At 63.0% G+C, this 22,302-nt stretch carries 20 protein-coding genes; 7 read left to right on the top strand and 13 right to left on the bottom strand.

The annotated features are described in order from the left end of the window. Window positions 1-52: 52 nt before the first annotated feature. The 3 genes from BT179_RS14350 to BT179_RS14340 all read right to left on the bottom strand — a co-directional run bounded on the left by BT179_RS14350 (window position 53) and on the right by BT179_RS14340 (window position 2,643). Entirely contained in the window at window positions 53-859 is an 807-nt protein-coding gene (locus BT179_RS14350; RefSeq protein WP_072394131.1) for a DUF4892 domain-containing protein, read from the bottom strand. 141 nt (window positions 860-1,000) lie between these two features. After that, complete coding sequence (locus BT179_RS14345; RefSeq protein ID WP_072431587.1) at window positions 1,001-1,852, bottom strand: alpha/beta hydrolase; 852 nt, start codon at window positions 1,850-1,852, stop codon at window positions 1,001-1,003. After that, complete coding sequence (locus tag BT179_RS14340; protein ID WP_072393528.1) at window positions 1,849-2,643, bottom strand: alpha/beta fold hydrolase; 795 nt, start codon at window positions 2,641-2,643, stop codon at window positions 1,849-1,851. Before BT179_RS14340 ends, BT179_RS14345 begins: the two co-directional genes overlap by 4 nt. A 228-nt stretch (window positions 2,644-2,871) precedes the next feature. On the opposite strand from BT179_RS14340, the gene BT179_RS14335 reads away from it, so the two are divergent. Further along, complete coding sequence (locus BT179_RS14335; protein WP_072431588.1) at window positions 2,872-5,886, top strand: RHS repeat-associated core domain-containing protein; 3,015 nt, start codon at window positions 2,872-2,874, stop codon at window positions 5,884-5,886. Window positions 5,887-5,905: 19 nt separating this feature from the next. Here BT179_RS14335 and BT179_RS14330 read toward each other — a convergent pair whose 3' ends face one another. From BT179_RS14330 to BT179_RS14315, 4 genes are all read right to left on the bottom strand, one after another. Beyond that, a complete protein-coding gene (locus tag BT179_RS14330; protein WP_072393534.1) occupies window positions 5,906-6,349 on the bottom strand; it encodes a hotdog fold thioesterase in 444 nt (147 codons plus the stop codon). A 62-nt stretch (window positions 6,350-6,411) separates the two neighbouring features. Continuing rightward, window positions 6,412-6,864: a phosphohistidine phosphatase SixA gene (gene sixA, locus BT179_RS14325; RefSeq protein ID WP_072393537.1), complete on the bottom strand. Its 453-nt coding sequence runs from the start codon at window positions 6,862-6,864 to the stop codon at window positions 6,412-6,414. Continuing rightward, window positions 6,861-7,208, bottom strand: coding sequence for a DUF4389 domain-containing protein (locus BT179_RS14320; protein WP_039594151.1), 348 nt, complete (start codon window positions 7,206-7,208; stop codon window positions 6,861-6,863). Before BT179_RS14320 ends, sixA begins: the two co-directional genes overlap by 4 nt. A gap of 31 nt (window positions 7,209-7,239) precedes the next feature. Then, window positions 7,240-8,265, bottom strand: coding sequence for an NAD(P)H-dependent glycerol-3-phosphate dehydrogenase (locus BT179_RS14315; protein ID WP_072393543.1), 1,026 nt, complete (start codon window positions 8,263-8,265; stop codon window positions 7,240-7,242). A gap of 164 nt (window positions 8,266-8,429) precedes the next feature. Between BT179_RS14315 and BT179_RS14310 the strand changes: the two genes are divergently transcribed. The 5 genes from BT179_RS14310 (at window position 8,430) to fabB (ending at window position 15,405) form a co-directional block, all read left to right on the top strand. Continuing rightward, window positions 8,430-10,589, top strand: coding sequence for a TonB-dependent receptor plug domain-containing protein (locus tag BT179_RS14310; RefSeq protein ID WP_231991055.1), 2,160 nt, complete (start codon window positions 8,430-8,432; stop codon window positions 10,587-10,589). Next, window positions 10,590-11,522 (top strand): ABC transporter substrate-binding protein, encoded by a 933-nt coding sequence (locus tag BT179_RS14305; RefSeq protein ID WP_072431589.1) that lies wholly within the window; start codon window positions 10,590-10,592, stop codon window positions 11,520-11,522. Then, the gene (locus BT179_RS14300; RefSeq protein ID WP_072431590.1) at window positions 11,519-13,420 is read left to right on the top strand and encodes an ATP-binding protein; all 1,902 of its coding nucleotides are present in this window, start codon (window positions 11,519-11,521) and stop codon (window positions 13,418-13,420) included. Before BT179_RS14305 ends, BT179_RS14300 begins: the two co-directional genes overlap by 4 nt. Window positions 13,421-13,657: 237 nt before the next feature. Beyond that, window positions 13,658-14,173, top strand: a complete 516-nt coding sequence (gene fabA / locus BT179_RS14295) for a 3-hydroxyacyl-[acyl-carrier-protein] dehydratase FabA (RefSeq protein WP_072393552.1) — start codon at window positions 13,658-13,660, stop codon at window positions 14,171-14,173. 11 nt (window positions 14,174-14,184) lie between these two features. Then, window positions 14,185-15,405 carry a beta-ketoacyl-ACP synthase I gene (gene fabB, locus BT179_RS14290; RefSeq protein ID WP_072393556.1) on the top strand — a complete coding sequence of 407 codons (1,221 nt, stop codon included), beginning with the start codon at window positions 14,185-14,187 and terminating at the stop codon, window positions 15,403-15,405. A gap of 197 nt (window positions 15,406-15,602) precedes the next feature. Here fabB and BT179_RS14285 read toward each other — a convergent pair whose 3' ends face one another. Together BT179_RS14285 and BT179_RS14280 are read right to left on the bottom strand one after the other, a co-directional pair. Then, the gene (locus BT179_RS14285) at window positions 15,603-16,067 is read right to left on the bottom strand and encodes a DUF3859 domain-containing protein (RefSeq protein ID WP_072431591.1); all 465 of its coding nucleotides are present in this window, start codon (window positions 16,065-16,067) and stop codon (window positions 15,603-15,605) included. A gap of 223 nt (window positions 16,068-16,290) precedes the next feature. Beyond that, on the bottom strand, window positions 16,291-17,244 hold the full coding sequence (locus BT179_RS14280; RefSeq protein ID WP_143148708.1) for an amidohydrolase family protein: 954 nt from the start codon (window positions 17,242-17,244) through the stop codon (window positions 16,291-16,293). Between the two features lie 161 nt (window positions 17,245-17,405). Here BT179_RS14280 and BT179_RS14275 point away from each other — a divergent pair, with 161 nt between their 5' ends. Further along, a complete protein-coding gene (locus BT179_RS14275; RefSeq protein ID WP_072393565.1) occupies window positions 17,406-18,266 on the top strand; it encodes a pirin family protein in 861 nt (286 codons plus the stop codon). Between the two features lie 160 nt (window positions 18,267-18,426). On the opposite strand, the gene BT179_RS14270 is transcribed toward BT179_RS14275, so the two are convergent. The 4 genes from BT179_RS14270 to BT179_RS14255 all read right to left on the bottom strand — a co-directional run bounded on the left by BT179_RS14270 (window position 18,427) and on the right by BT179_RS14255 (window position 22,151). Continuing rightward, window positions 18,427-19,155, bottom strand: a complete 729-nt coding sequence (locus tag BT179_RS14270; RefSeq protein ID WP_072431593.1) for a dienelactone hydrolase family protein — start codon at window positions 19,153-19,155, stop codon at window positions 18,427-18,429. Between the two features lie 69 nt (window positions 19,156-19,224). Then, window positions 19,225-21,129 (bottom strand): molecular chaperone HtpG, encoded by a 1,905-nt coding sequence (gene htpG, locus BT179_RS14265; RefSeq protein ID WP_072393571.1) that lies wholly within the window; start codon window positions 21,127-21,129, stop codon window positions 19,225-19,227. Window positions 21,130-21,216: 87 nt separating this feature from the next. Continuing rightward, the gene (locus BT179_RS14260; RefSeq protein ID WP_072393574.1) at window positions 21,217-21,678 is read right to left on the bottom strand and encodes a PaaI family thioesterase; all 462 of its coding nucleotides are present in this window, start codon (window positions 21,676-21,678) and stop codon (window positions 21,217-21,219) included. Continuing rightward, the gene (locus BT179_RS14255; protein WP_072393577.1) at window positions 21,675-22,151 is read right to left on the bottom strand and encodes a PaaI family thioesterase; all 477 of its coding nucleotides are present in this window, start codon (window positions 22,149-22,151) and stop codon (window positions 21,675-21,677) included. Before BT179_RS14255 ends, BT179_RS14260 begins: the two co-directional genes overlap by 4 nt. Window positions 22,152-22,302 lie beyond the last annotated feature (151 nt).

Here is a 22,302-nt window from a genome sequence, read left to right as displayed (position 1 = left end):
GAAAAAAGAACAGGACCTGGGCAACGGCGTGAAACCCGTCGCCCGGGACAGCTTATCGCAACAATTCAAGGTGCAGGCCCGTCGTGTCGCCATCGGCGGCCTCCATTCGTGCCGCCCGCACGCCCTGCCCCGTCAGCGCCTGGCGCCAGGCCTCGGCCCGGGGCCCCGCGAGGCTGACCCGCAGGCCGGTATCCAGGTTCAGCGCCCGGGCCAGCAGGCGCAACCAGGTTTCGTCCGGCTCGCCGCTCAGGCGGGGCAAGTCCAGCACGCCGGTGTCCTTGAGCTGGCGCAGCAGCGTGGCGGATGTCGGCAGCAGATCGCCCAGGGGCGCTTTCGCCTCGAATTGCTCGACGTGCAGATAGGCCTTGCGATTGCCGCGAGTGATGGCATACAGCGCGATCAGGGTGTTATCCACAGGCGGCGCCAGGCGCAGCAGCAGATAGGCCTGGCCGCTGTCCGCGCCGTAGAGCTTGGCATTGCCAAAGACGTCGTTGGCCCAGAGGCTGCTTTCACCGCAATCGCGGGCCTGGCACCAGAAAAGCAGTTCGGCGCCCTGTTTCTGCAACGCTTCGCGGGCGGCGGTGAAACCCTGGGTCGCCGAATGCTCCGGTGGCAGCTCATAGGTCACCGAGGTGGTGTCGCCACGGGCATCGACCTGACCGTCGAAGCGCAACTGGCCACTGATCTTGCGGATCGACCCCAACGGGTAGATCCGCTCCGCGTCCCTGACCTGCCGGTAGTCGACGATCTGCGCATCGGGCATGCGCGGCACGCGCTCCAGGTCTCGACTGCCGGCTACGTCGGCGGCGAAGGACGCCGTGGCGAAACAGCCCAGCGCCAGTAATGCGAATGATGGGATAGGTAATTTCATCGGATCGACCGGGCCTGCTGTTCCTGGACGAAACCTGCGTCGATCATGGACCGCAAGGCGGGTACACGGATATCGGTCATGCTTGTCTCCCTTTCAACCCGCCCAGCCTCGACAGTTGCCCGACGCAAGTCAAGAAAGGCTGAAGAACCGATTGAAACAGTCTGCTACAAGCGTCGCCCCGGACTCATCGTTCAGGTGCAGATGGTGGCCGCCGGGCAACAGCTCATGGCTGAAGGGTAGACGCTCCAGCAACTGCGGGTGGCGGGCAAGCATGCCATCGGCCGCCACCACCAGATGCGCGGGGCAACCGACCCGTGCCACGAACGCCATGGCCTGTTCCTCGGTCAGGCGCAGCGGCGATGGCAGGGTCAGGCGATTGTCGGTGCGCCAGGTGTAACCGCCCGGCACCGGCATCAGCCCGCGCTGGGCCAGCAGGCCGGCGGCCTCTCGGCTGACCGCCACCACCCCTTTCATGCGGGCTTCGATAGCCCGGTCGAGGGTCTTGTAGACCGGTTTGCTTTTTTTCCGCAGATCCAGTTGCGCCTGCAGGGCCATGCCCATGCGTTCGGCGGCGTCGTCGCCCTGGGCGGTGGGCGGAATCACACCATCGATCAGCCCCAGGTGCGTCACCCGTTCCGGCAATGAGCCAGCCAGCACCAGGGACACGATGGCGCCCAGGGAATGCCCCAACAGCGCAAAACGCTGCAACCCCAGCTGCTCGGCGACCTGCAGCACATCATGGGCATAGTCCCACAGGGCGTAGCCGGCGCCGGGCGGCCGATGTCCGGAATGACCGTGGCCGGCCATGTCCAGGGCGATGATGCGCAACCCTTCGAGCCGGGGAGCCAGGCGGGCAAAGCTGTTGGCGTTGTCCAGCCAGCCATGCAAGGCGATCACCGGGCGCCCGTCCTCCGGCCCGAACAGGTGCGCCGCCAGTTCGATATGGGGCAGGCTCAGGCGGACTTCCTCGACCTGGCTCATGCGCGGCGTCCTTCCCAGCGCTGGAACAGGTCCTTGAGCAGGTTGGCGGTGTCCAGGGGGCGTTCCAGTGGAAACATATGCCCACCGGGCATGCTCAAGGCCTCGCCCCGGGGCATGCGCCCCACCGTGCGGGTGTGATGACGCATCACCACACGACTCTGGCGACCGCGTACCACGGCCAGCGGCACCTGGAGCTTGCGGGGCCGACCGGGGCTGGTATGAGGCACGCCGCGGTAGATGCTGATTTCCGTGGCCGGGTCGAAGCGCAGTCGCCAGCGATCGCCCACCTGTTGCAAGCCATGTTGCAGGTAGGCATCGAAGCAATCCGGGTCGAAACCGCGAAACAGCGTCTTGCCGGAAAAATACTGCCGGGCCGACTCCAGGTCTTCGAACTCCTCGCGCCGCCCCAGGGTGCGGCCGGCCGGCGTCAGGCGATCGATGAAGCCCAGGCGCTTGGCCGCCAGGATCACCCATTGATCGGCGCGGGTCAGCACCGGCGAATCGAGCATGACGACCCCGCGATACAGCCGGGGGCAGCGCAACGCGGCATGCAGGTGCAGCACCCCGCCGAGGGAATGCCCGACACCCCACACAGGCTGCGGTTGTTGTTCCAGGTGATGGATAAGCTCGTCCACCAGGTTGTGCCAGTTGTCATCCGCCGGGAAACTCGGGTCGTGGGCGTGCTGCTCCAGATGCGCAACCTGATATTGCGGAGCCAGCGCCGCGAATAGCTTGCCATAGGTGCCCGAGGGGAATCCGTTGGCGTGGGCGAAAAAGATCGGTTGCGGCATTGCGGCAGATCCATGGACGGGGAAACAGGCCCTGATTGTCCGCAAGACGCGCTCTTGCAGCAATGACCGTAACTGCCAGGAATGATGACGGCGGCGTTTCGCCAATGAAAACCCGCCCTCTTCAACAGCCTTCAGGGTTGCCCACCTGTTACTTCTGACAGTTGACGCCACCGGTTAACCACGAATAACTGGCAACAGATTCGTCGCTCCCTGGTGAGGTCGACCTTCATGCACGCCAGAACCCCCACGGTCACCATAAAGGACCCGCGAAAACTTGAGGTCGCCTCGGTGTCCTACTATCGCAATACCCCCGGCCAGGCCGCTGAGCCGCGGGTTCATCGCCAGTCCTACGATGTCGCGGACCGCCCCGTGACCAGTCGCGATCCGCGTCTGTTCAAGCTGCTCGAGACCGAGCCGGATGCCCGTCCCAATCTGAAAACGCTTTTCAGCCTCTCAGGACTTCCCCTCTACAGCGATAGCGTCGACGCGGGAAGCCGCCTGGCCTTGTTCGGCGTGGCCGGCCAACACCTCATCGGCTGGGACAGCTTGTACGGGCAAGTGCGAAACGACTACGACTCACGGTTGCGCACCGTCAGGATCGTCGAGCAGGCGCCAGGTGCTCCGGCCAGGAACCGTGCCTTCTATGCCTACGGCGACAGCACCCCGGCATCGGCTTCGCATAACCGATGCGGCCGCTTGATCCGCCACGACGACAACGCTGGCACACAGCTTTTCACTGAGTTTGCCCTGACAGGCGGCGTCAGCTCCCAGACCCGGCATTTTCTCAAGGACCTGCAAGAGCCTGACTGGCCCGCCGATGAAGCAGAAAGGGACCGGTTGAACGAAGCAGGGAATGGCGCCGTCACTCACACCGTCCATGACGCGCTGGGGGAGCCGGTCCGCCAGCAGGATGCGCAGGGCAACGTCCAGTTCATGGAGCTGGATGTCGCCGGACAACTGCACCAGGTCCGCCTGCAGCTCGCCGGGCAGCCACAGGCCACGGCGCTGATCAAGGACATGGACTACAACGCCTCGGGCAACGTCGAGCGCCAGACCGCCGGCAACGGCGTGGTAAGCGAGACCCGGTACGACCCACAGGATGGCCGGTTGCTGTGCATCAAGGCCGGCGTTCCCGGTCATCCACCGCTGCAGCACCTGATTTATGGCTATGACCGGGCCGGCAATATTCTCAGCCTTCAGGATGGGACCGCACAGACCCGTTATTTCCGCAACCAGAGAATCGAACCGACTCGCACCTTTAGCTACGACAGCCTTTATCAACTGATCGAGGCAAGCGGCTGGCAACGGCTCGACAGCCAGCACGGCCCCCAGGAACCGGTTTTCGTTTCCCCTCCCGACCCCGGGCAACTGGAAAACTACCGCCAGGCCTACCATTACGATCACAGCGGCAACCTCACGACACTGATCCACAGCGCCGCCAGCCGCAGCTGGACACACCAGATGGCGATTTCCAGGTACAGCAACCGGGGACTGCCGCAAAAGCCCGACGGCAGCTTGCCCGGCGAGGAGGAGATCGCTGCCGGGTTCGATGCCAATGGCAACAGGAAACAATTATTGGCCGGTCAGGACCTGACCTGGGGCCAGGGCAACCTGCTGCGACAGGTTCATCAGGTCGTGCGCGAAGATGCGGCGAACGACAGCGAAATCTATGTCTATGACGAATCAGGCCAGCGCAAACGCAAGGTTCGCGTGACCCATGACGCGCGCAACAGTCGAACGCGAGAGGTGAGGTATCTGCCCGACCTGGAAATCCGCACCTGGGCCGAAGAAGTCCTGCAGGTCATCTCGATACAGGCCGGACGCTGCTCGGTGCAGGTGCTGCATTGGCAATCGGGCAGTGTCCGGGCCGACCAGTACCGCTACTCCCTGACCAACCACCTGGGCTCCAGCACGCTGGAGCTTGACGCCCATGCCGATATGATCAGCGAGGAAATGTACTACCCCTATGGCGGTACGTCATGGTGGGCCGGCCCGGACAAGACGCAGGCGAGCTACAGGACACGGCGTTATTCGAACCAGGAGCGCGATGCCACCGGCCTGTATTATTTCGGCAAGCGCTACTACGCCCCCTGGCTCGGACGCTGGCTGAGTGCCGATCCGACCGGGATCGGCGATGGCTTGAACCTGTTCGCCATGGTCCATGGCAATCCGGTCCGGTTCGTCGATTTCCAGGGCCTGGTGGGCGTCGACACACTCTCGGCCGTCGGCGCCACGGGCGCCCGGGAATTCACCAGCGCCCTGCTCGCCTCGTTCATGCAATACCCGCTCGCGGCGCTCATGGCACCTGCGAGCCTGGGAGTGACCATTGCCGGTGCCACCGCAGGCGCCATTTCCGGCGGCATCAGCGGGTACGCAAGCGCCAATTGGGCCCAGTCCAGGCTCTCGGTCGACGATCCTTCCAGTTGGGCTCCCCTGATCGCCAAAATCGGTGGCGCCGCCCTGGGAGCCGCGGTGGGAGCTGCGCCGTCCCTGCTGGGTTCCCTCGACCCCCGGGGCAATTCCGCGGCTGTCGCGCAGATCGCCGGGGTTTTCGGAACGGTATATCGCGAAATGAGCGCCCAATACCTGGCGGATGCCGGCCCGAGCAATCCCAGCGTCGGGCGCACGGACCTGATCACAGGCTCGGCCAGCATGGGCGCCGTGGGCCTTGCCGGCGCGGCGGCAGGCTATGGTGGAGCGGCCCTGTTCGGCTCCGGGCCGGCGGGGAATGCCCTGCAATCGATCGTCGCCGGTGCCGCGGCGACAGGTCTCGGCGCCGCCGCTGCCTCGGGGGTCAGGGGACTGAGGGGCACCCCCACCAAGCCCTCGAAAGGAACAGGCCCTGCGTTCGACAAGGCCAAGGCTGTGGTGGGTGCCAGCAGCCGGCACTTCTTCGCCTCCCTGGGCCAGGCCGCCAATCTGGCGGTCGCGCAGATTCCCGGATACGGTGACCTGGACGCCAATACCCGGGCCCTGGTAAGCCGAGCGATCAGCAGCGCCATCGGTGACCTGCGCTCGACGTTCGTGACCACCGCCACTCCGGGGTTGAGCGCGGAGCTGGGGCAGACCATCTGGGATGTGGAAAAGGGCACCGTGGGTACCGCGATCACCCGCGAAAACGTGCCAGTGAGCATCGGCACCGTTCCCCCATCGCAGGTCGATCCCTATTTCTATATGGTCAGCGAATTGCCCGAAGGCCGGCGCAAATACTCACGGAGCCAATTGAACATCGGACATATGTGAACGAAACGGCCTGCCGCCATCAGCGCGATGGCGGTTGCTCTCCCAACGGAACGACCGCCATGGTCAGGCGCGACACGCAGTTGAGCTTGCCGTTATCGTCGGTCAGGCGAATATCCCAGACCTGGGTGGTACGACCCAGGTGAATCATCCGGGCCGTGGCCGTCACACGCCCGCTGCGCACGCCACGCAAATGGTTGGCGTTGATCTCCAGGCCCACGCAATAGAATTTGCTCGTGTCCACGCACAGGTAGGCCGCCATGGAGCCGACCGTTTCGGCCAGCACCACCGAAGCGCCCCCATGCAGCAGGCCGAACGGCTGGTGAGTGCGGTGATCGACGACCATGCTGGCGGTCAGGGACTCGTCGTCGAACGACTCGAAACGGATGTCCAGCATTTCGCTGATGGTATTTTTACCAGCGGCGTTCAGTTGCTCGATATTGGGTGTATTGCGCCACAGACTCATCGTTGCCCTTTCCTTCTGCTTGTCGTTGCATTCAATCCTGCCCAAGCCGCGCCGTTTGCGGCTTATGGGTGCTTGATGCCGTTGAGCTTCATCGCCCCGGCCAGGGGCAGGTCACCTTCGAGCTCCGCCAGGCCGGCGGTTTGCACCTGTTCGGGTTGCTGCAGATGGCCGTGCTGTGCAAGACCGAGCAGGCTGCCCACCAGCGGGTTATGGCTGACCAGCAGGACATGGTCCCGGTCGTCCAGGTGCTCCAGGACTTTCTGCGGCCGGGTTTCCGGCTTGAGCCAGTCGACGGTGATCAGCTCCGGCTCGAACCCCAGCGCTTCGCGCACCAGCTGCGCGGTTTGCTGGGCACGCACGTAGGGGCTGGCATAGATGGCGGTCAGCGGCCGCCCCATCAGCTCGGCGGCGCTGCGCAATACTTCTTCGCGACCGTGAGCGGTCAGGGCCCGCTCGGGATCGGGACGAGCACCGTGAGGCTCGGCCTCGCCATGGCGCAATACCCATACTTTCATAGTTTGGGCTCCTCATCACGGACAGGATGTGGGGCGGGTGCCACGGCATGCGGCGCCTCGCCTTCCGGCGTACGCGGCGTTGGCCAGTCCGCGAACGGCCAGGGCTTCTGGTCGCTGTGGAAGGTGCCGAAACGGCCGATCTGGGCCAGGAACTGGCTCAGGCTATCGCCGAAATTCATCAGGCTGGCACTGGGGGCGCCATAGATCAGCCGATAGATCAGTTGCACCAGCACCACCGCGCCGAGAATGAATTGCGCCACCTGCCAGACCAGCAGGTAGATCACCATCCACAACACACGCAACAGAATGGACTCGTATTGGGGCTGCCCTTTCGGATCGTTCATGGTTCGCTCCTGTTTCTCTATCGCCAGAGGCTCAGTTGAAGCCACTGGTGGAAATGAAATCGACATCGGTCTTGGGTTCGCCACGCATCAACAGTTCGATGACCTGTTCAAGGGTGCGCCCTTCGAACAGGATCGCGTGCAGCCCGGCGACCAGCGGCATGTAGACCCCGGTCTCCTGGGACTTGGCCTTGAGGACCTTCAGGGTGTTCACCCCTTCGGCCACTTCTCCCAGGCGCGATACGGCCTCGTCCAGGCTCAGGCCCTGGCCGAGGGCGAAACCGACCTGGTAGTTTCGGCTCTTGGGCGAGGAACAGGTGACGATCAGGTCGCCCACTCCAGCCAGTCCGAGGAAGGTCATCGGATTGGCGCCCTGGCTGACGGCAAAGCGCGTCATTTCCGCCAGCGCACGGGTGATCAGCATGCTCTTGGTGTTCTCGCCCATGCCCAGCGCCACGGCCATGCCGGCGATGATCGCGTAGACATTCTTCAGCGCCCCGCCCAGTTCCACGCCGAAACGGTCGGCACTGGCGTAGACCCGGAAAGTCCGGCCGTGAAGTGCAGCCTGGACCCGCTGGCACAACGCCTCGTCTTCACTGGCCACCACCGTGGCGGTGAGGGCGTGCTCGGCGATTTCCCGCGCCAGGTTCGGCCCGGAAATCACACCGATCCGCGCTTTGGGCGCGATCTCCTCGAGAATCTCGCTCATGAGCTTGAAGGTCTGGGCCTCGATGCCCTTGGTCAGGCTCACCAGCAGCTTGCCGCTCAAGCGTTCGGCGTGAGGCGCCAGCACCGAGCGCAAGGCGCTGGAGGGCAAGGCGACGAAAAACAGGTCGCAGCCCTCGAGGGTCGCCTGCAGGTCGGTCACCGGTTCCACTTCCGGGCGGATCTTGATGCCCTTGAGGTAGCGCGGATTCTCGCGGTTGACCCGAATGGCCTCCGCCTGCTCCGGGTCACGCATCCATTGACGCACCGCATGGCCATTCTCGGCCAGCAGGTTAGCCACGGCGGTACCGAAACTTCCGCCCCCCAGGACCGCAATCGGGCGCTGTTCAGTCATATGCAATCCGTTCATCCATACCAAGTGGCGATGCCGGGCATTATACGGAGCGGCCGGATCGCGACTAGTGTCAGCATCAATTACCCGCAACCGTAGGAAGCTGACCATCAATTGCCAGGAAAATGCCGTCAACTCAACTGGAAAAGTCTCTCAGCTCAGTTAACATGCCTGCCATCCTTCTGCTACCTAAAGGCTATGCCGTGTCCGTAGGCTCTTCCCGCTCAGGTTCGTCGCTGCTATTGGCACTGTTCATCAGTTCGCCAGTGTGGGCTGACGACTTGTTCGTGGACAGCCAGCCCCTGCCGCAGGTCCTGACCGCCACGCGATTGAAGCAGTCGCCCGCAGCGGTGCCCGGCAGCATGACCGTGCTGGACAGCGAGCTGATCAAGGCCAGTGGCGCCCGGGACATCAGCGAATTGCTGCGCCTGGTACCCGGCATGATGGTCGGCAACCTCACCGGCAACCAACCCACCGTGAACTACCACGGCACCAACGCCAGCGAAGCACGCCGCATGCAGGTGCTGATCGACGGCCGCTCGGTGTACCGCGCCGGCCTGGCCACGGTGGACTGGAGCGACATTCCGGTCGCCATGGAAGACATCGAACGGATCGAAGTCTTCCGCGGCCCCAACACCGTCAGCTACGGCGCCAACGCCCTGATGGCGGTGGTCAACATCATTACCCGCGCCCCGGCCGACAGCCACGGCACCCGTCTGAAAATGACCCGCGGCCAACGCGGCATCAGCGACTGGTACGCCAGCCAGGGCACTGCCTGGGACAGCGGCGACATGCGGCTTTCCCTGTCCGGCCAGGAAGACGACGGCTTCGACAGCAACCGCAACGGCGCCGACTACCGCGACGGCCGACGCTTGAACCGATTCAACCTGTCGGTCAGCCAGACCCTGGACGAACGACAGAGCATCGACTGGCAGTTGAACGCCAAGGATGGCACCAACCAGCGGCCCTACACCTACAAGCCAGTCTTCGCCGGGATCACCGCGGCAGGGGATAACTCCGACGTCATTGCCAAGGACTATGCCGGTTCGTTGCGCTGGAACCTGGACCTGGACCCCGACCACAGCCTCTACGTACAAGGCTCGGTCCAGCATTGGGACCGCCAGCAGACCTGGCGGGCCTGCGATGCCGAGGTGTCCTTCAGCCCACAGTTGACCGATCTTTGGCTGCTCAACCCCAATTACGCCGAGAAGCTGGCGCGCAACATGCCCACCTTCACCAACACCGGCGCACCCCCCGGAACGGCCCAGGAGCAGGCGCTGGCCAACCAGGTGCTGGACCAGTGGCGCAACGGCGCTTCGCGGACCGTCTGCGGCGACATCGACCAGAGTGCCCGGGAATCGCGTTATGACCTGGAAATCCAGGACACCCTGAGCCTGTCCGACAGCCTGCGACTGGTGACCGGGGCGAATTATCGCTATGACCGCGCCGACTCCGAGACGTACTTCAACGGCACCCTGGACGACACCACCTGGCGACTGTTCGGCCAGTTCGAATGGCGAGCCACCGAACATTGGCTATTGCAGGGCGGCGCCATGTTCGAGGACACCCGCCTGATCGGCAGTTCGCTGACGCCACGGGTGGCACTGAACTACCTGATCACGCCGCGCCATGGATTGCGGGCGGTGTACTCCGAAGCAGTGCGCTCACCGGACATGTTCGAGAACAACGTCAACTGGAGCTACCAGGTCACCAACCTGCAACCCAACGCCTTCGGCCGCAGCAGCGCCCGCTACTTTGTCCAGACCCGTGGCCCGGGGAACCTCGACCAGGAACACATGCGTTCCCGGGAACTGGGCTACAACGGTTATTTCATGGACCTGGGCCTGTCGGTGGACGTGCGGGTGTTCCATGACGAAATCACCGGCATGATCAGCGAACCGCTGCGCAACAACCAGTACATCGCCAGCAATTCCAACGAATCGCAGTTCTCCGGCGCCGAGACCCAGCTGGACTGGCGCATGACCAGCGCCGACCGCCTGCGCGTGACCTATGCCTACGTCGACGCCCTGGCCAGCAACGCCCTGGACGAAGCGCTGACCGCTCGCAACAGCGGTTCGGCCGGGTGGCTGCGGGACTGGGGCCAGGGCTGGAACAGCTCGGTGTTCTACTATGCCGCCGACGCCCTCAATGGCTACCGCTTCGAACGGGTCGATACCCGCCTGGCCCGGCGTATCCCGCTGGGCAAGGCCAACCTCGAACTGGCGGGCGTCCTGCAGGAACGTCTCGACAACCAGCCCACCACCTTCGTCGACAACCGCTACGACTCCCGTCATGTCCTGTACTTCAGCGCGGAGCTGTCCTTCTAGATGGTCCGGGACCGATCGCGCAAAAGGCCCTTTGCCCGGCGCCTGCCACTGGCGCTGTGCCTGGTGGTCGCCGGTTGGTTGTCCGTGATCGAGGCCAGGGCCGCCGAGATTCTCCTGACCGGCGCCCAGGACAGCCCCGGCGTGCAGTCCTTCACCCAGGCCCTGAAGGCCCTGCGCCCCGAAGACAGCGTGCGATTCATCCCCGTGGCGAGCCTGCCGGCACCGGACAAGCTGCCGGCCACGACCCGGTTGGTCCTGCTCGACCTGCCCAGCCTCGACTGGCGCCTGCAAGCCTCCCAGGGCCCGGCCACGCTGGTGTTGCGCATCAGCCGCCAGCAAGCCATGGAACGCCTGGGCGAGACGACACCCGCTCATCTGAGCCTGCTGTGGAGCGATCCGCCAGTGGCGCGGCAATTGCGCTTGATCCGCATGATCCTTCCGCAGGTGCGACGCATCGGTGTGCTGTTCGATGGGCACAGCGAGTTCTTGCTCAGGGAAATCCGCCAGGCCGCCGCGCCGCTGGGTCTTGAGATCGTGACCGAACGCTGGGACGACACCAGCGACAGTCGCCCCCTGCAGAATCTGCTGGGTCGCAGCGATGTGCTACTGGGCCTCGATGACCCCGACCTGTACAACCCCAAGACCGTGAAAAACCTGCTGCTCAGCAGCTATGCCCGGCAACGTGCGCTGATCGGGCCCAGCGCGGCTTTTGTCAAGGCCGGCAGCCTGGCCAGTACCTACAGTGACCAGGAAGACTGGCTGGCGATCCTCGACGAGCTGCTCGACCGCCCCGCTTCCAGCTGGCCGCGCACCTTGTATCCGGCCCGCTTCAAGGTCTTGAGCAATCAACAGGTCGCACGCTCCCTGGGGATCGAACCGATCGACACCGAATCCGTCGCCGCGCAGTTGGCCGAAGGAGAATCACGCCCATGACCTTGCGTCGCCGTTGGGATATCAATACCCGCACCCAGCTCATCGCCCTCGGCCCGGCGTTGCTGCTGACCGTGCTGTTGATCAGCTTCTTTACCTTCGTGCGGATCCAGGACCTGCGCCAGGAACTCAATCACACCGGGCAACTGATCGCCAACCAACTGGCGCCGGCCACCGAGTACGGGGTGATTTCCGGTAACAACGAAGTGCTGGAAAGCCTGCTCACCGCCACCCTGGCCACGCCCCATGTGCGTTTCCTGGAAGTCCAGGACAGCGCGGACCGCGTCCTGGTGTACGTCGAACAACCGGCCCAGGCCCGCAGCCACTCCCAACAGATCGAGGTTTTCCAGGCACCGGTGCGCCTGCAACGCATTGCCCTGAACAATGATTTCCTGCAAGGCAACAGCACCACCATCGAGACGCCCGGCGAAGACTACCTGGGCCGGGTGATCGTCGGCATGTCCAACGACGCCTTCAGCCAGCGGCAACAGGAGATCCTGTTCAAGGCCGCGATCCTGGCGCTGTTCGCCTTGCTGTTCACCTTCCTGGTGGCGCGCCGCCTGGCCGCCAACCTGTCCCGGCCGATCCGGGACATCGGCGATGCGGTCAAGGCCATCCAGCAGGGTGACTACAGCAAGCCCCTGCCCATCGTCGACGATGCCGAGCTGGGGGCCTTGTCGCGGCACATCAACAACCTCGCCGACGGCCTGAAACAAGCCAGCCGCGAGCAGCACCAGGCCATGACCCAGTTGATCAAGACCCGGGAAGAGGCGGAAAAGGCCAACAGTGCCAAATCCGAGTTCCTGGCAATGATGAGCCACGAGCTGCGCACCCCCATGAACGGTGTGCTGGGCATGCTGCAGTTGCTGGAAACCACCCGGATGACCGACGAGCAGCACGAGTACACGGCGCTGGCTTCGGAATCCACCGAGCACCTGCTGAAGGTGATCAACGACATCCTCGACTTCTCGCGCATCGAACGCTCGGCCCTGGAGCTGGAGCACATCCCGTTCAACCTGGCGGAACTGGTGGGCAGCTGCGCCCAATCCTTCCAGCACAGCGCCGCGCAACGCAGGCTCGGCCTGGACCTGCAGATCCCGGACGACATGCACGCCCTGCAGGTACAAGGCGATCCGACACGGATCCGGCAGATCCTGGTGAACCTGATCGGCAATGCGCTGAAATTCACCGAGCAGGGCCGCGTCACCGTGCAGTGCCAGTGGCAGGCCCTGGACCACGAACTGCTGTGGTTCACCTGCACGGTACGCGACAGCGGCATCGGCATCCCGGCCGAGAGCCTGGAGCGCATGTTCGACGCCTTCCAGCAAGCGGACAGCTCCATCTCCCGACGCTACGGCGGCACCGGCCTGGGCCTGCCGATCGCAAGGACCCTGGCCGAACGCATGGGCGGAACGTTGCGGGCCCAGAGCGAGGAAGGCCAGGGGTCGGTGTTCACCCTGGAAATCCCGCTGGCGCTGTCCACCCAGGTCCCGGCGGCCCTGGCACCTCGCCTGCCCGGCGGCAACGGGCATGGTGAGGGCCGGCACGTGCTGCTGGTGGAGGACAATCCGGTGAACCAGACCGTGATCGAAGCCATGTTGCGCAGCCTGGGCTTCGCCATCAGCATCGCCTCCGACGGCGCGCAAGCCATACGCAGCGCCGAAAGCCTGAAGTTCGACCTGATCCTCATGGACTGCCGGCTGCCCATCGTCGACGGTTACGAGGCCACCCGGCAGATTCGCCAGCTGCCGGGGTGCGACCAATTGCCGATCGTCGCGTTGACGGCCAACGCCCTGCAAGGCGACCGCGAAGCCTGCCTGGCGGCGGGCATGAACGATTACCTGGCAAAACCGTTCAAAAGAGTTGATCTGCAGCAGATTCTGCAGCGATGGGTGCATTAGTAGCCTGTGTGGCTGGCGTGAAAAGCGAAAGTGCGGCAGTCTTAGGCACCCGACGAGCCTCGACTGGGGGCTTGAATTAATATTTCAGTGCACAGTTGTTCATTCATTTTCCTGTGCGCTGTGACTTTCACTACAACGCAATAGTCTATGGGTAGGCTGCCGATGCGAGGCATGAACGCTTCGATCGGTCGGGAAGATTCGCCCCACCCTGCCGCATGGGATTATTGAGGAGCTCGCATGACCAAACAAAACGCCTTTACCCGGGAAGACCTGCTGCGCTGCAGTCGCGGTGAGCTGTTCGGCCCAGGTAACGCGCAACTGCCCGCCCCGAACATGCTGATGGTGGACCGCATCACCCATATCAGCGACGAGGGTGGCAAGTACGGCAAAGGTGAATTGGTCGCCGAGCTGGATATCAAGCCGGACCTGTGGTTCTTCGCTTGCCACTTCGAAGGCGATCCGGTGATGCCGGGCTGCCTGGGCCTGGATGCCATGTGGCAGCTGGTCGGTTTCTTCCTCGGCTGGCAAGGCCTGCCAGGCCGTGGTCGCGCCCTGGGTTCGGGCGAGGTGAAGTTCTTCGGTCAGGTACTGCCGACCGCCAGCAAGATTACCTATAACATTCATATCAAACGTGTCCTCAAGGGCAAGCTGAACATGGCCATTGCCGATGGTTCGGTGGCTGTCGACGGACGCGAGATCTACACCGCCGAAGGCCTCCGGGTCGGCGTTTTCACCTCCACTGACAACTTCTAAGGGTTATCCGCATGCGCCGCGTCGTTATCACTGGTCTGGGCATCGTTTCTTGCCTGGGCAATGACAAAGAGACCGTCTCCGCTAACCTGCGTGCAAGCCGCCCTGGCATCCGGTTCAACCCGGAATACGCCGAAATGGGTCTGCGTAGCCAGGTTTCCGGCTCCATTGACCTCAATCTCGAAGAGCTGATCGACCGCAAGATCTACCGTTTCGTCGGCCACGCGGCGGCCTACGCCTACCTGGCCATGAAAGATGCCATCGCCGATTCCGGACTCACCGAAGAGCAGGTTTCCAACCCGCGCACCGGCCTGATCGCCGGCTCCGGTGGTGCCTCCACACTGAACCAGATGGAAGCGCTGGACATCCTGCGGGAAAAAGGCGTCAAGCGCGTCGGCCCGTATCGCGTCACCCGGACCATGAGCAGCACCGTTTCCGCCTGCCTGGCCACGCCTTTCAAGATCAAGGGCCTGAACTACTCCATCGCCTCCGCCTGCGCCACCAGTGCCCACTGCATCGGTACCGCCATGGAACAGATCCAGATGGGCAAGCAGGACATCGTGTTCGCCGGCGGCGGTGAAGAGGAACACTGGAGCCAGTCGTTCCTGTTCGACGCCATGGGCGCCCTGTCCAGCAAGCGCAACGACACCCCCGAAAAAGCCTCTCGCGCCTACGATGCCGACCGTGACGGTTTCGTCATTGCCGGTGGCGGTGGCATGGTGGTGGTCGAGGAACTGGAACACGCCCTGGCCCGTGGCGCGAAGATCTATGCCGAAATCGTTGGCTACGGCGCCACCTCCGACGGCTACGACATGGTGGCCCCGAGTGGTGAAGGTGCTATCCGCTGCATGCAGATGGCAATGTCCACCGTCGACACGCCGATCGACTACCTGAACACCCACGGCACTTCCACTCCGGTCGGCGACGTCGCGGAAATGAAAGGCGTGCGTGAAGTGTTCGGCGACAAGGCCCCGGCCATCAGCTCCACCAAGAGCCTGTCGGGCCACTCCCTGGGCGCCGCCGGCGTCCACGAAGCGATCTACTGCATGCTGATGATGGAAGGCAACTTCATTGCCGGTTCGGCCAACATCGACGAGCTGGATCCGGAAGTGGCCGACCTGCCGATCCTGACCAAGACTCGCGAAAACGCCACCATCGACACCGTGATGAGCAACAGCTTCGGCTTCGGTGGCACCAACGCCACCCTGGTCCTGAAGCGCTGGCAAGGCAAGTAAGCCTCGCCGTCACGCCGCACGCGAAAACGCCCCGACCGGTTCGGGGCGTTTTTTTGCGCCTGCTCAACACACCGTAGTCCCCTTTGTGGAAGCGAGCGTGCTCGCGACTGCAGCGTGTCATGCACCCGATAAGTTGACTGGCCTGCCGCAATCGCGAGCAAGCTCGGTCCCACATGGGGTCTGTGGTGAATTGGAACTCAGCGCACTACAAACCGCTGCTGGGCCAGCAGCCGATCCCCCTGGAATACCATGAACCGCCACTCACCCGGTACCACTTCGTGGCTCTCGGTGAATTCGTAGGCCATGACGTCCTGGGGCGCACCGGGTACCAGTTTCTGGATGACTTCGAGTTTATCGTGGCGCAGGCCATCGGGGGTCTGGATGCCAGGCGTGAAATACAGCAGGGTCAACGGCTGGTCATCGGCGACCTTGCCCGCCAGCTGGTAGCGCATGCCGAACTTGGTGCCCAGCTTCGCAGGTACCTCCTGGGTCTGGCGGATTTGCTCGTTACTGCGACGCAGGACCCGCTCCCCCGATTGCAGCTCGGCTTGCGGGCCTTCGAAGACGCCGTACTCCACCGGACCTTCGACACGGACCTGCGCCTGAGCCAGGCCACAGGTCAACAGCAGCGCGAACAGTGCGCTTGAACAGGTGAATTGCATGGTGCGCTCCTTGATTGAGATGAGCGCGAGGGTATGACGCGGCAGTGACAGGTTGATGACAAACCAGCATCACCGAGCAGCCTCTGTGGCGAAAGGATTTATCCCATTGGCTCGCGAAGCGGGCTCAAGCCCGATGTCTCGGTGGCTGGACCGATCACCATCGAAGCTTCGGGCCTGTTGCACAGTCAGCGGGGATAAATCCCCTCGTCACAAAGCACTTTCCTTATCGTGGGACCGAACGAGGCAGCACCGCCAGGAAATTATCCCGCGCCACTTTCCTGGCCACCTCCTCGGGCAAGGCATCCAGGAACGGATCGAAGCCGTGCAGCTCGTGACCGAGCTTCTTGAACCGTCCGACCACGTCCGAGCCCACCATGAAGCGGTCGGGGAAGCGCTTCACCAACTCGACCCACTCCGGTCGAGGCTTGCCTGCCTCGTCCAGCAGGTAGGGCGTCAGCAGGCTCCAGGACAGGTCGATGTACAGGTTGGGATAGGCTTCGAGCATCCGGCTCAGCGTCGGCAAGAGGAAATCCAGCTGGGTCTGGTGCCGATGGATCTCCATGCTGGTACCGGCGTGGGCCCAGATGAATCGGGTGTGGGGATGATTGCGCAGCGGCTCTTCGATTTCCGCCAGGTACAACGGGTTCCTTTCGCGCTTGGAGGTGATGTTGGAATGCAGCATCACCGGCAGGTCGTTCTCCGCCGCCAGGTGATAGATCCGCGTCATGGCCTCGTTGTTGGCCCGCGGCGTATCACCCGAGGTCAGCGCCGTCAGGTCATCGTGGCGCGTGAAGACTTCGCCGATGCCCTGCCATAGCCCCGGATACAGATCGAGCATGCGCTGGATGTGGGCGGCGGAGTTCTTGTCATTGGGGTTGAAGCCGGACAGGAACGGATGGAAACGCCGGCGCTGCTCGGTCGTCAGCTTGTTCACCGCCGCCGCGACGATCACATCGGTGGCGCTGTACCAATAGGCATCGGCATCGTCACCGGCGTAGTAACGTGGGCGCTTGGGCTCGTCTTCATGCCATTTCTTGGCCACCGGGATACCGGAGATCATGACGTGCTCGATGCGATTGTCGTCCATGGCCTTGAGCAGCTTGGGCATCCCGGCGGTTTCCTGGAAGAAGTCGACGTAATGCAGGTGCGCATCGCTGTAGGTGTATTCGCGAGCCATGGTCGCGCTGCTCGAAACGACCAGCAACCAGGTAAGGATCAGACGGGTCAACGGATAACTTCCCAGGAACGTGAGCAACATAGACCCTGGCCTTGCCACCTGGGTTCAAGTACCCGTGCCGGGTTATGCTCGCCACATCCGTTATCGACCAGGAAGACACCATGCCCACGCCCCTGACCGTCCGCCCCCGCGCAGAAGATGTCGAAGGCCAGCCGATCCTTCGTCCACTGCCCTGCGCCAAGTGCCGCAGCGTCGGCCCTTTCGTGTTTTTCGACCATATGCTGCAAACCACCTACCCGGCCGGCCAGGGGATGAATATCCGTCAACACCCCCACATCGGGCTGTCCACCCTCACCTACCTGTTCGAGGGCACGCTCCAGCACAAGGACAGCCTCGGCTCCGATCAGGTGGTGGAGGCCGGCGATGTGAGCTGGATGACCGCCGGCAGCGCCATTGCCCATGTGGAGCGCACCCCAGAGGCGCTGCTGGGGGAAGCCTTCGCCCTGCACGGGCTGCAAGTCTGGCTGGCCTCGCCCCAGTCCCACGAACAAGGACCGGGACACTACAGCCATCATCCGGCCCGCACCCTACCGGTCAGCGAAAACCTGGGGGTCAGTATCCGCATGATTGCCGGGTCAGGCTTTTGCCTGGAATCGCCGGTGCCGGTGCTGTCTCCTACGCTATACGCCGAATTGAACCTGCAAACCGCGACGACCTTGCTGATTCCCACGGAGCATGAAGAACGGGCGTTGTACGTATTGAGCGGCGAGGCAATGCTGGAGGGCGAGCCGGTAGAGCCGCACACCCTGGTGATCCTGCCGACGGGCGAAGAAATGACTTTGTGCGCCGAAAGCGACTGCCATGCCGTGCTGTTCGGCGGGGCACCGCTGGACGGGCCGCGACGGATGAACTGGAATTTCGTCTCCAGCGACCCCGCCCGCATCGACGAAGCCCGCCGGCGCTGGGCGGCCGGAGACTGGCCGAGCGTGCCAGGGGAAAGCGAGCGGATCGAGTTGCCCTGATTCCAGGATTGCTTGTCGGGCCACCATCGCGAGCAAGCTCGCTCTCACATCGGATTTGAGTGATCACGGAATGTGCGTTCACAGCGGATCATTGTGAGAGCGAGCTTGCTCGCGACGGCTTTATACCAGGCAACAGGAGATTCAAATCCAGAACCCGGCTTCAGCCCCTGAACACCTCGTCCAGCAAGTTATGCATCGACCGGAACGCGCGATTGGCGACCTTGGCGTTGTACATCATCTTGCCGGGGACATTGGCCTGCGGATCGGTGAACGAATGCACCGCTCCACCGTAGCTCAGCAATTGCCAATCCACCCCGGCGGCATTCATTTCCTCCTCGAATGCCGGTAGCTGTTCCTTGGGCACCAGCGGGTCGGACGCACCGTGCATCACCAGCACCGAGCCCTGGATATTTCGCGCATCCGTCGAATCCGGCGTGTCCAGGGTGCCGTGGAAGGAGATGGCGGCCTTCAGCGGCGCGCCGGTGCGAGCCAGTTCCAAGGCACAGCAACCGCCGAAACAGAAGCCGAATGTGGCGAGTTTCGACACATCGACCGGTGCCTCGCCCTGGCTCTGCAATTGCTCGAACGCTGCCTGCATGCGCTTGCGCAACAGGGCCCGATCATTCTTGAGCGGCATCATCGCCGCCCCCGCCTCATCGGCATTGCTCGGACGCATCGTCTGTCCGTACAGGTCGGCGATCAACACCACATAGCCATTGGCTGCCACGGACTTGGCGATCTCCTCGGCCCCCGCCCCCACTCCCATCCAATTCGGTGCCATCAACAGGCCCGGGCGCGGGCCCTGCTGGTGGATGTCGAAGGCCAGGCGGCCTTCATAGGCTTGACCTTCGATCTGATAGACCAGTGAACGAACCGTGATCTGACTCATGACGGACTCCTCTTCAATCGAACATCCCGAAATGAAAAACCCGCCGAAGCGGGTTTTTCCTGCACTTGATTAAGCTGACAGTTCCACCAACAGCTTGTTCAGGCGGCGAACATAAGCCGCCGGGTCCTTCAAGCTATCGCCAGCGGCCAGGGCCGCCTGGTCGAACAGGATGTGCGACAGATCGCCAAAGCGCTCTTCGCTCTGCTCGTTGTCCAGCTTCTCCACCAGCGGGTGAGAAGGGTTGAACTCGAAAATCGGCTTGGAATCCGGAACCTTCTGGCCGCTGGCCTCGAGGATCTGGCGCATCTGCAGGCCGAGGTCCTGCTCACCGATGGCCAGGATCGCCGGAGAATCGGTCAGGCGATGGGACACCCGCACTTCGCTGACCGCGTCGCCCAGGGCCGTCTTGATCCGCTCCACCAGGCCTTCCTTGCTCTTGGCGATTTCTTCGGCGGCTTTCTTGTCTTCTTCCGAATCCAGGTTGCCGAGGTCCAGGTCGCCACGCGCCACGTCGACGAAGCTCTTGCCGTCGAACTCGTTGAGGTAACTCATCAGCCACTCGTCGATGCGGTCGGTCAGCAGCAGCACTTCGATGCCTTTCTTGCGGAAAACCTCCAGGTGCGGGCTGTTCTTGACCTGGGCATAGGTTTCGCCAGTGAGGTAGTAGATCTTGTCCTGGCCTTCCTTGGCGCGGGCCAGGTAATCGGCCAGGCCGACCACCTGCTCGCCATCGTCACCCTGGGTGGAGGCAAAGCGCAGCAGGCCGGCGATCTTTTCCTTGTTGGCGAAGTCTTCGGCCGGGCCTTCTTTCATCACCTGGCCGAAGTTCTTCCAGAAGCTCTTGTACTGCTCGGGCTCGTTCTTCGCCAGCTTCTCCAGCATGTCCAGCACGCGCTTGGTCAGCGCCGACTTCATGGAGTCGATGATCGGGTCTTTCTGCAGGATTTCCCGGGAGACGTTCAGGGACAGGTCGTTGGAGTCCACTACACCCTTGATGAAGCGCAGGTACAGGGGCAGGAACGATTCGGCCTGGTCCATCACGAATACCCGTTGCACGTACAGCTTCAGGCCGCGTGGTGCTTCGCGCTGGTACAGGTCGAACGGCGCGCGGGCCGGCACGTACAGCAGGGAGTTGTATTCCAGCTTGCCTTCGACCTTGTTGTGGCTCCAGCTCAGCGGGTTCTCGTAGTCGTGGGCGATGTGCTTGTAGAACTCCTGGTATTCCTCGTCTTTCACCTCGGTGCGCGGACGAGTCCACAGGGCACTGGCGCGATTGACGGTTTCCCACTGCACCTCAGGCTTCTCTTCGCCTTCGGCGGCGGTGACTTCCTTGGGCAGCTCGATCGGCAGTGCGATATGGTCGGAGTATTTCTTGATGATGTTGCGCAGGCGCCAGCCATCGGCGAACTCGTCTTCACCGGACTTGAGATGCAGCACAATACGGGTACCGCGATCGGCCTTGTCGAGGGTGGCGACTTCGAATTCCCCTTCGCCCCTGGACGACCAGTGCACGCCTTCACTCGCGGCGAGGCCGGCACGGCGGCTGAAGACTTCGACATGATCGGCCACGATGAACGCGGAATAGAAACCGACGCCGAATTGACCGATCAGGTGGGAATCCTTCTTCTGGTCACCCGAAAGGTTCTTCATGAAGTCGGCGGTGCCGGACTTGGCGATGGTGCCCAGGTGAGTGATCACCTCTTCGCGGCTCATGCCGATGCCGTTGTCTTCCAGGGTGATGGTCTTCGCGTCCTTGTCGAAGCTCACACGAATCTTCAGTTCAGCGCCGCCTTCCAGCAATTCTGGCTTGGACAGGGCTTCGAAACGTAATTTGTCGACAGCGTCGGAGGCGTTCGAGATCAGCTCGCGAAGGAAGATTTCCTTGTTCGAATACAGCGAGTGAATCATCAGGTGCAGCAGTTGCTTCACCTCGGTCTGGAAGCCCAGGGTTTCCTTTTGAGTTTCCACGCTCATTGTCATCAAACTCCAAGTGGATGGTGGTGTCCGCCTCGCTGAGATCGGCGGCGGGATGACCTCAAGGTGGGGGCGGCGCCGATGATTTCAAGGGTGGGTCGGCTTCGTCGGCTCCTGGATCTTGAAATGCGCCCGCGCGGTGGCGATGGGTTCGGCCTCGTCGTCCTGCCAGGCCGTGATGGCCACGTTGGCCACCCGCCGCCCCTGGCGCCAGACCTGGCAACGAGCGTACGTGTCACGGAACTGCCCGGCGCGCAGGTAATCCAGGGAAAAGTCGATGATCTTCGGCACACCTGGCGTACGGGTGGCAATCAGCAGATGAACGGCGGCCGACAGTTCCATGAAACCGGCGATCACCCCACCATGGATCGCCGGCAATAAAGGGTTGCCAATGTTGTCCGGGCTCGCCGGCAGGCGAAACAGCAGGTCATTGCCCTGACGAGTGCATTCGGCGCCGATCAACTGTGCGTAAGGGATCGACGCCATCAATAGTCCATAGTCGCCCTGCTCGCAGGCCTGACGCAGTTGTTCCTGGGTAATGGCCGTCATGGCGTGTCCGCTCCGGCCTTGGGTACCTGCCTGCCCATACCCCTGGCATGCTGCCCCAGGCGCATGAAAGTGCCCACCACATGGGCGATGGGTTGATCGGGGTCGTCCTGATAAGCGAAGCCCCGGGTGAAGATCACGTCCGGCGTGACCCGGTAGCATTGGGCGAAGCCGTAGACGTCCTTGTGGGGTTGGGCGGCGTGCATGTAGTCGATGCGCAGGTCGAGGGTCGGACAGACCTCGAATTGCGGCAGTACACAGAGGGTCGACATGCCGCAAGCGGTGTCCATCAATGACGTCAGCGCGCCACCATGGATGATGCCCGAGAGGGGGTTGCCCACGATCCGGGGACTGAAAGGCAGCACCAGTGTCAGTCCTTCCTCGCTGGCGCTTTTCAGCGTCAGGCCCAGCACCTGGCAATGGCGCAGTGCCGATAGAAACCGGGTCGCGCGCTCAAAAACGGGGTTTTCAGCCATTGGTTAGAAACTCTTGTTAGTGGCCAGGTCCGATAATAGACGAACCCGATAAAGTTCCATGCCGACACGAAGTTATATATCTGTAGCAAAAGAGGAACTTAAGCCAAGGGGTATAGCTCAAAAGGCCAGTAGTTATTTCCATAAGGAGAAA

Source organism: Pseudomonas sp. NFACC43 (assembly GCF_900119645.1).
Classification (GTDB): Bacteria; Pseudomonadota; Gammaproteobacteria; order Pseudomonadales; family Pseudomonadaceae; genus Aquipseudomonas.
Note: the sequence above shows the minus strand (reverse complement) of the source record. Positions and strands in the feature narration are given on the sequence as shown.

Bases quoted from the DNA above. Each gene is read 5' to 3' on its own strand.
- BT179_RS14345 (WP_072431587.1), bottom strand. From the start codon at position 1,852: ATGAGCCAGGTCGAGGAAGTCCGCCTGAGCCTGCCCCATATCGAACTG.
- BT179_RS14340 (WP_072393528.1), bottom strand. From the start codon at position 2,643: ATGCCGCAACCGATCTTTTTCGCCCACGCCAACGGATTCCCCTCGGGC.
- BT179_RS14335 (WP_072431588.1), top strand. From the start codon at position 2,872: ATGCACGCCAGAACCCCCACGGTCACCATAAAGGACCCGCGAAAACTT.
- BT179_RS14330 (WP_072393534.1), bottom strand. From the start codon at position 6,349: ATGAGTCTGTGGCGCAATACACCCAATATCGAGCAACTGAACGCCGCT.
- sixA (WP_072393537.1), bottom strand. From the start codon at position 6,864: ATGAAAGTATGGGTATTGCGCCATGGCGAGGCCGAGCCTCACGGTGCT.
- BT179_RS14320 (WP_039594151.1), bottom strand. From the start codon at position 7,208: ATGAACGATCCGAAAGGGCAGCCCCAATACGAGTCCATTCTGTTGCGT.
- BT179_RS14315 (WP_072393543.1), bottom strand. From the start codon at position 8,265: ATGACTGAACAGCGCCCGATTGCGGTCCTGGGGGGCGGAAGTTTCGGT.
- BT179_RS14310 (WP_231991055.1), top strand. From the start codon at position 8,430: ATGCCTGCCATCCTTCTGCTACCTAAAGGCTATGCCGTGTCCGTAGGC.
- BT179_RS14305 (WP_072431589.1), top strand. From the start codon at position 10,590: ATGGTCCGGGACCGATCGCGCAAAAGGCCCTTTGCCCGGCGCCTGCCA.
- BT179_RS14300 (WP_072431590.1), top strand. From the start codon at position 11,519: ATGACCTTGCGTCGCCGTTGGGATATCAATACCCGCACCCAGCTCATC.
- fabA (WP_072393552.1), top strand. From the start codon at position 13,658: ATGACCAAACAAAACGCCTTTACCCGGGAAGACCTGCTGCGCTGCAGT.
- fabB (WP_072393556.1), top strand. From the start codon at position 14,185: ATGCGCCGCGTCGTTATCACTGGTCTGGGCATCGTTTCTTGCCTGGGC.
- BT179_RS14285 (WP_072431591.1), bottom strand. From the start codon at position 16,067: ATGCAATTCACCTGTTCAAGCGCACTGTTCGCGCTGCTGTTGACCTGT.
- BT179_RS14280 (WP_143148708.1), bottom strand. From the start codon at position 17,244: ATGGCTCGCGAATACACCTACAGCGATGCGCACCTGCATTACGTCGAC.
- BT179_RS14275 (WP_072393565.1), top strand. From the start codon at position 17,406: ATGCCCACGCCCCTGACCGTCCGCCCCCGCGCAGAAGATGTCGAAGGC.
- BT179_RS14270 (WP_072431593.1), bottom strand. From the start codon at position 19,155: ATGAGTCAGATCACGGTTCGTTCACTGGTCTATCAGATCGAAGGTCAA.
- htpG (WP_072393571.1), bottom strand. From the start codon at position 21,129: ATGAGCGTGGAAACTCAAAAGGAAACCCTGGGCTTCCAGACCGAGGTG.
- BT179_RS14260 (WP_072393574.1), bottom strand. From the start codon at position 21,678: ATGACGGCCATTACCCAGGAACAACTGCGTCAGGCCTGCGAGCAGGGC.
- BT179_RS14255 (WP_072393577.1), bottom strand. From the start codon at position 22,151: ATGGCTGAAAACCCCGTTTTTGAGCGCGCGACCCGGTTTCTATCGGCA.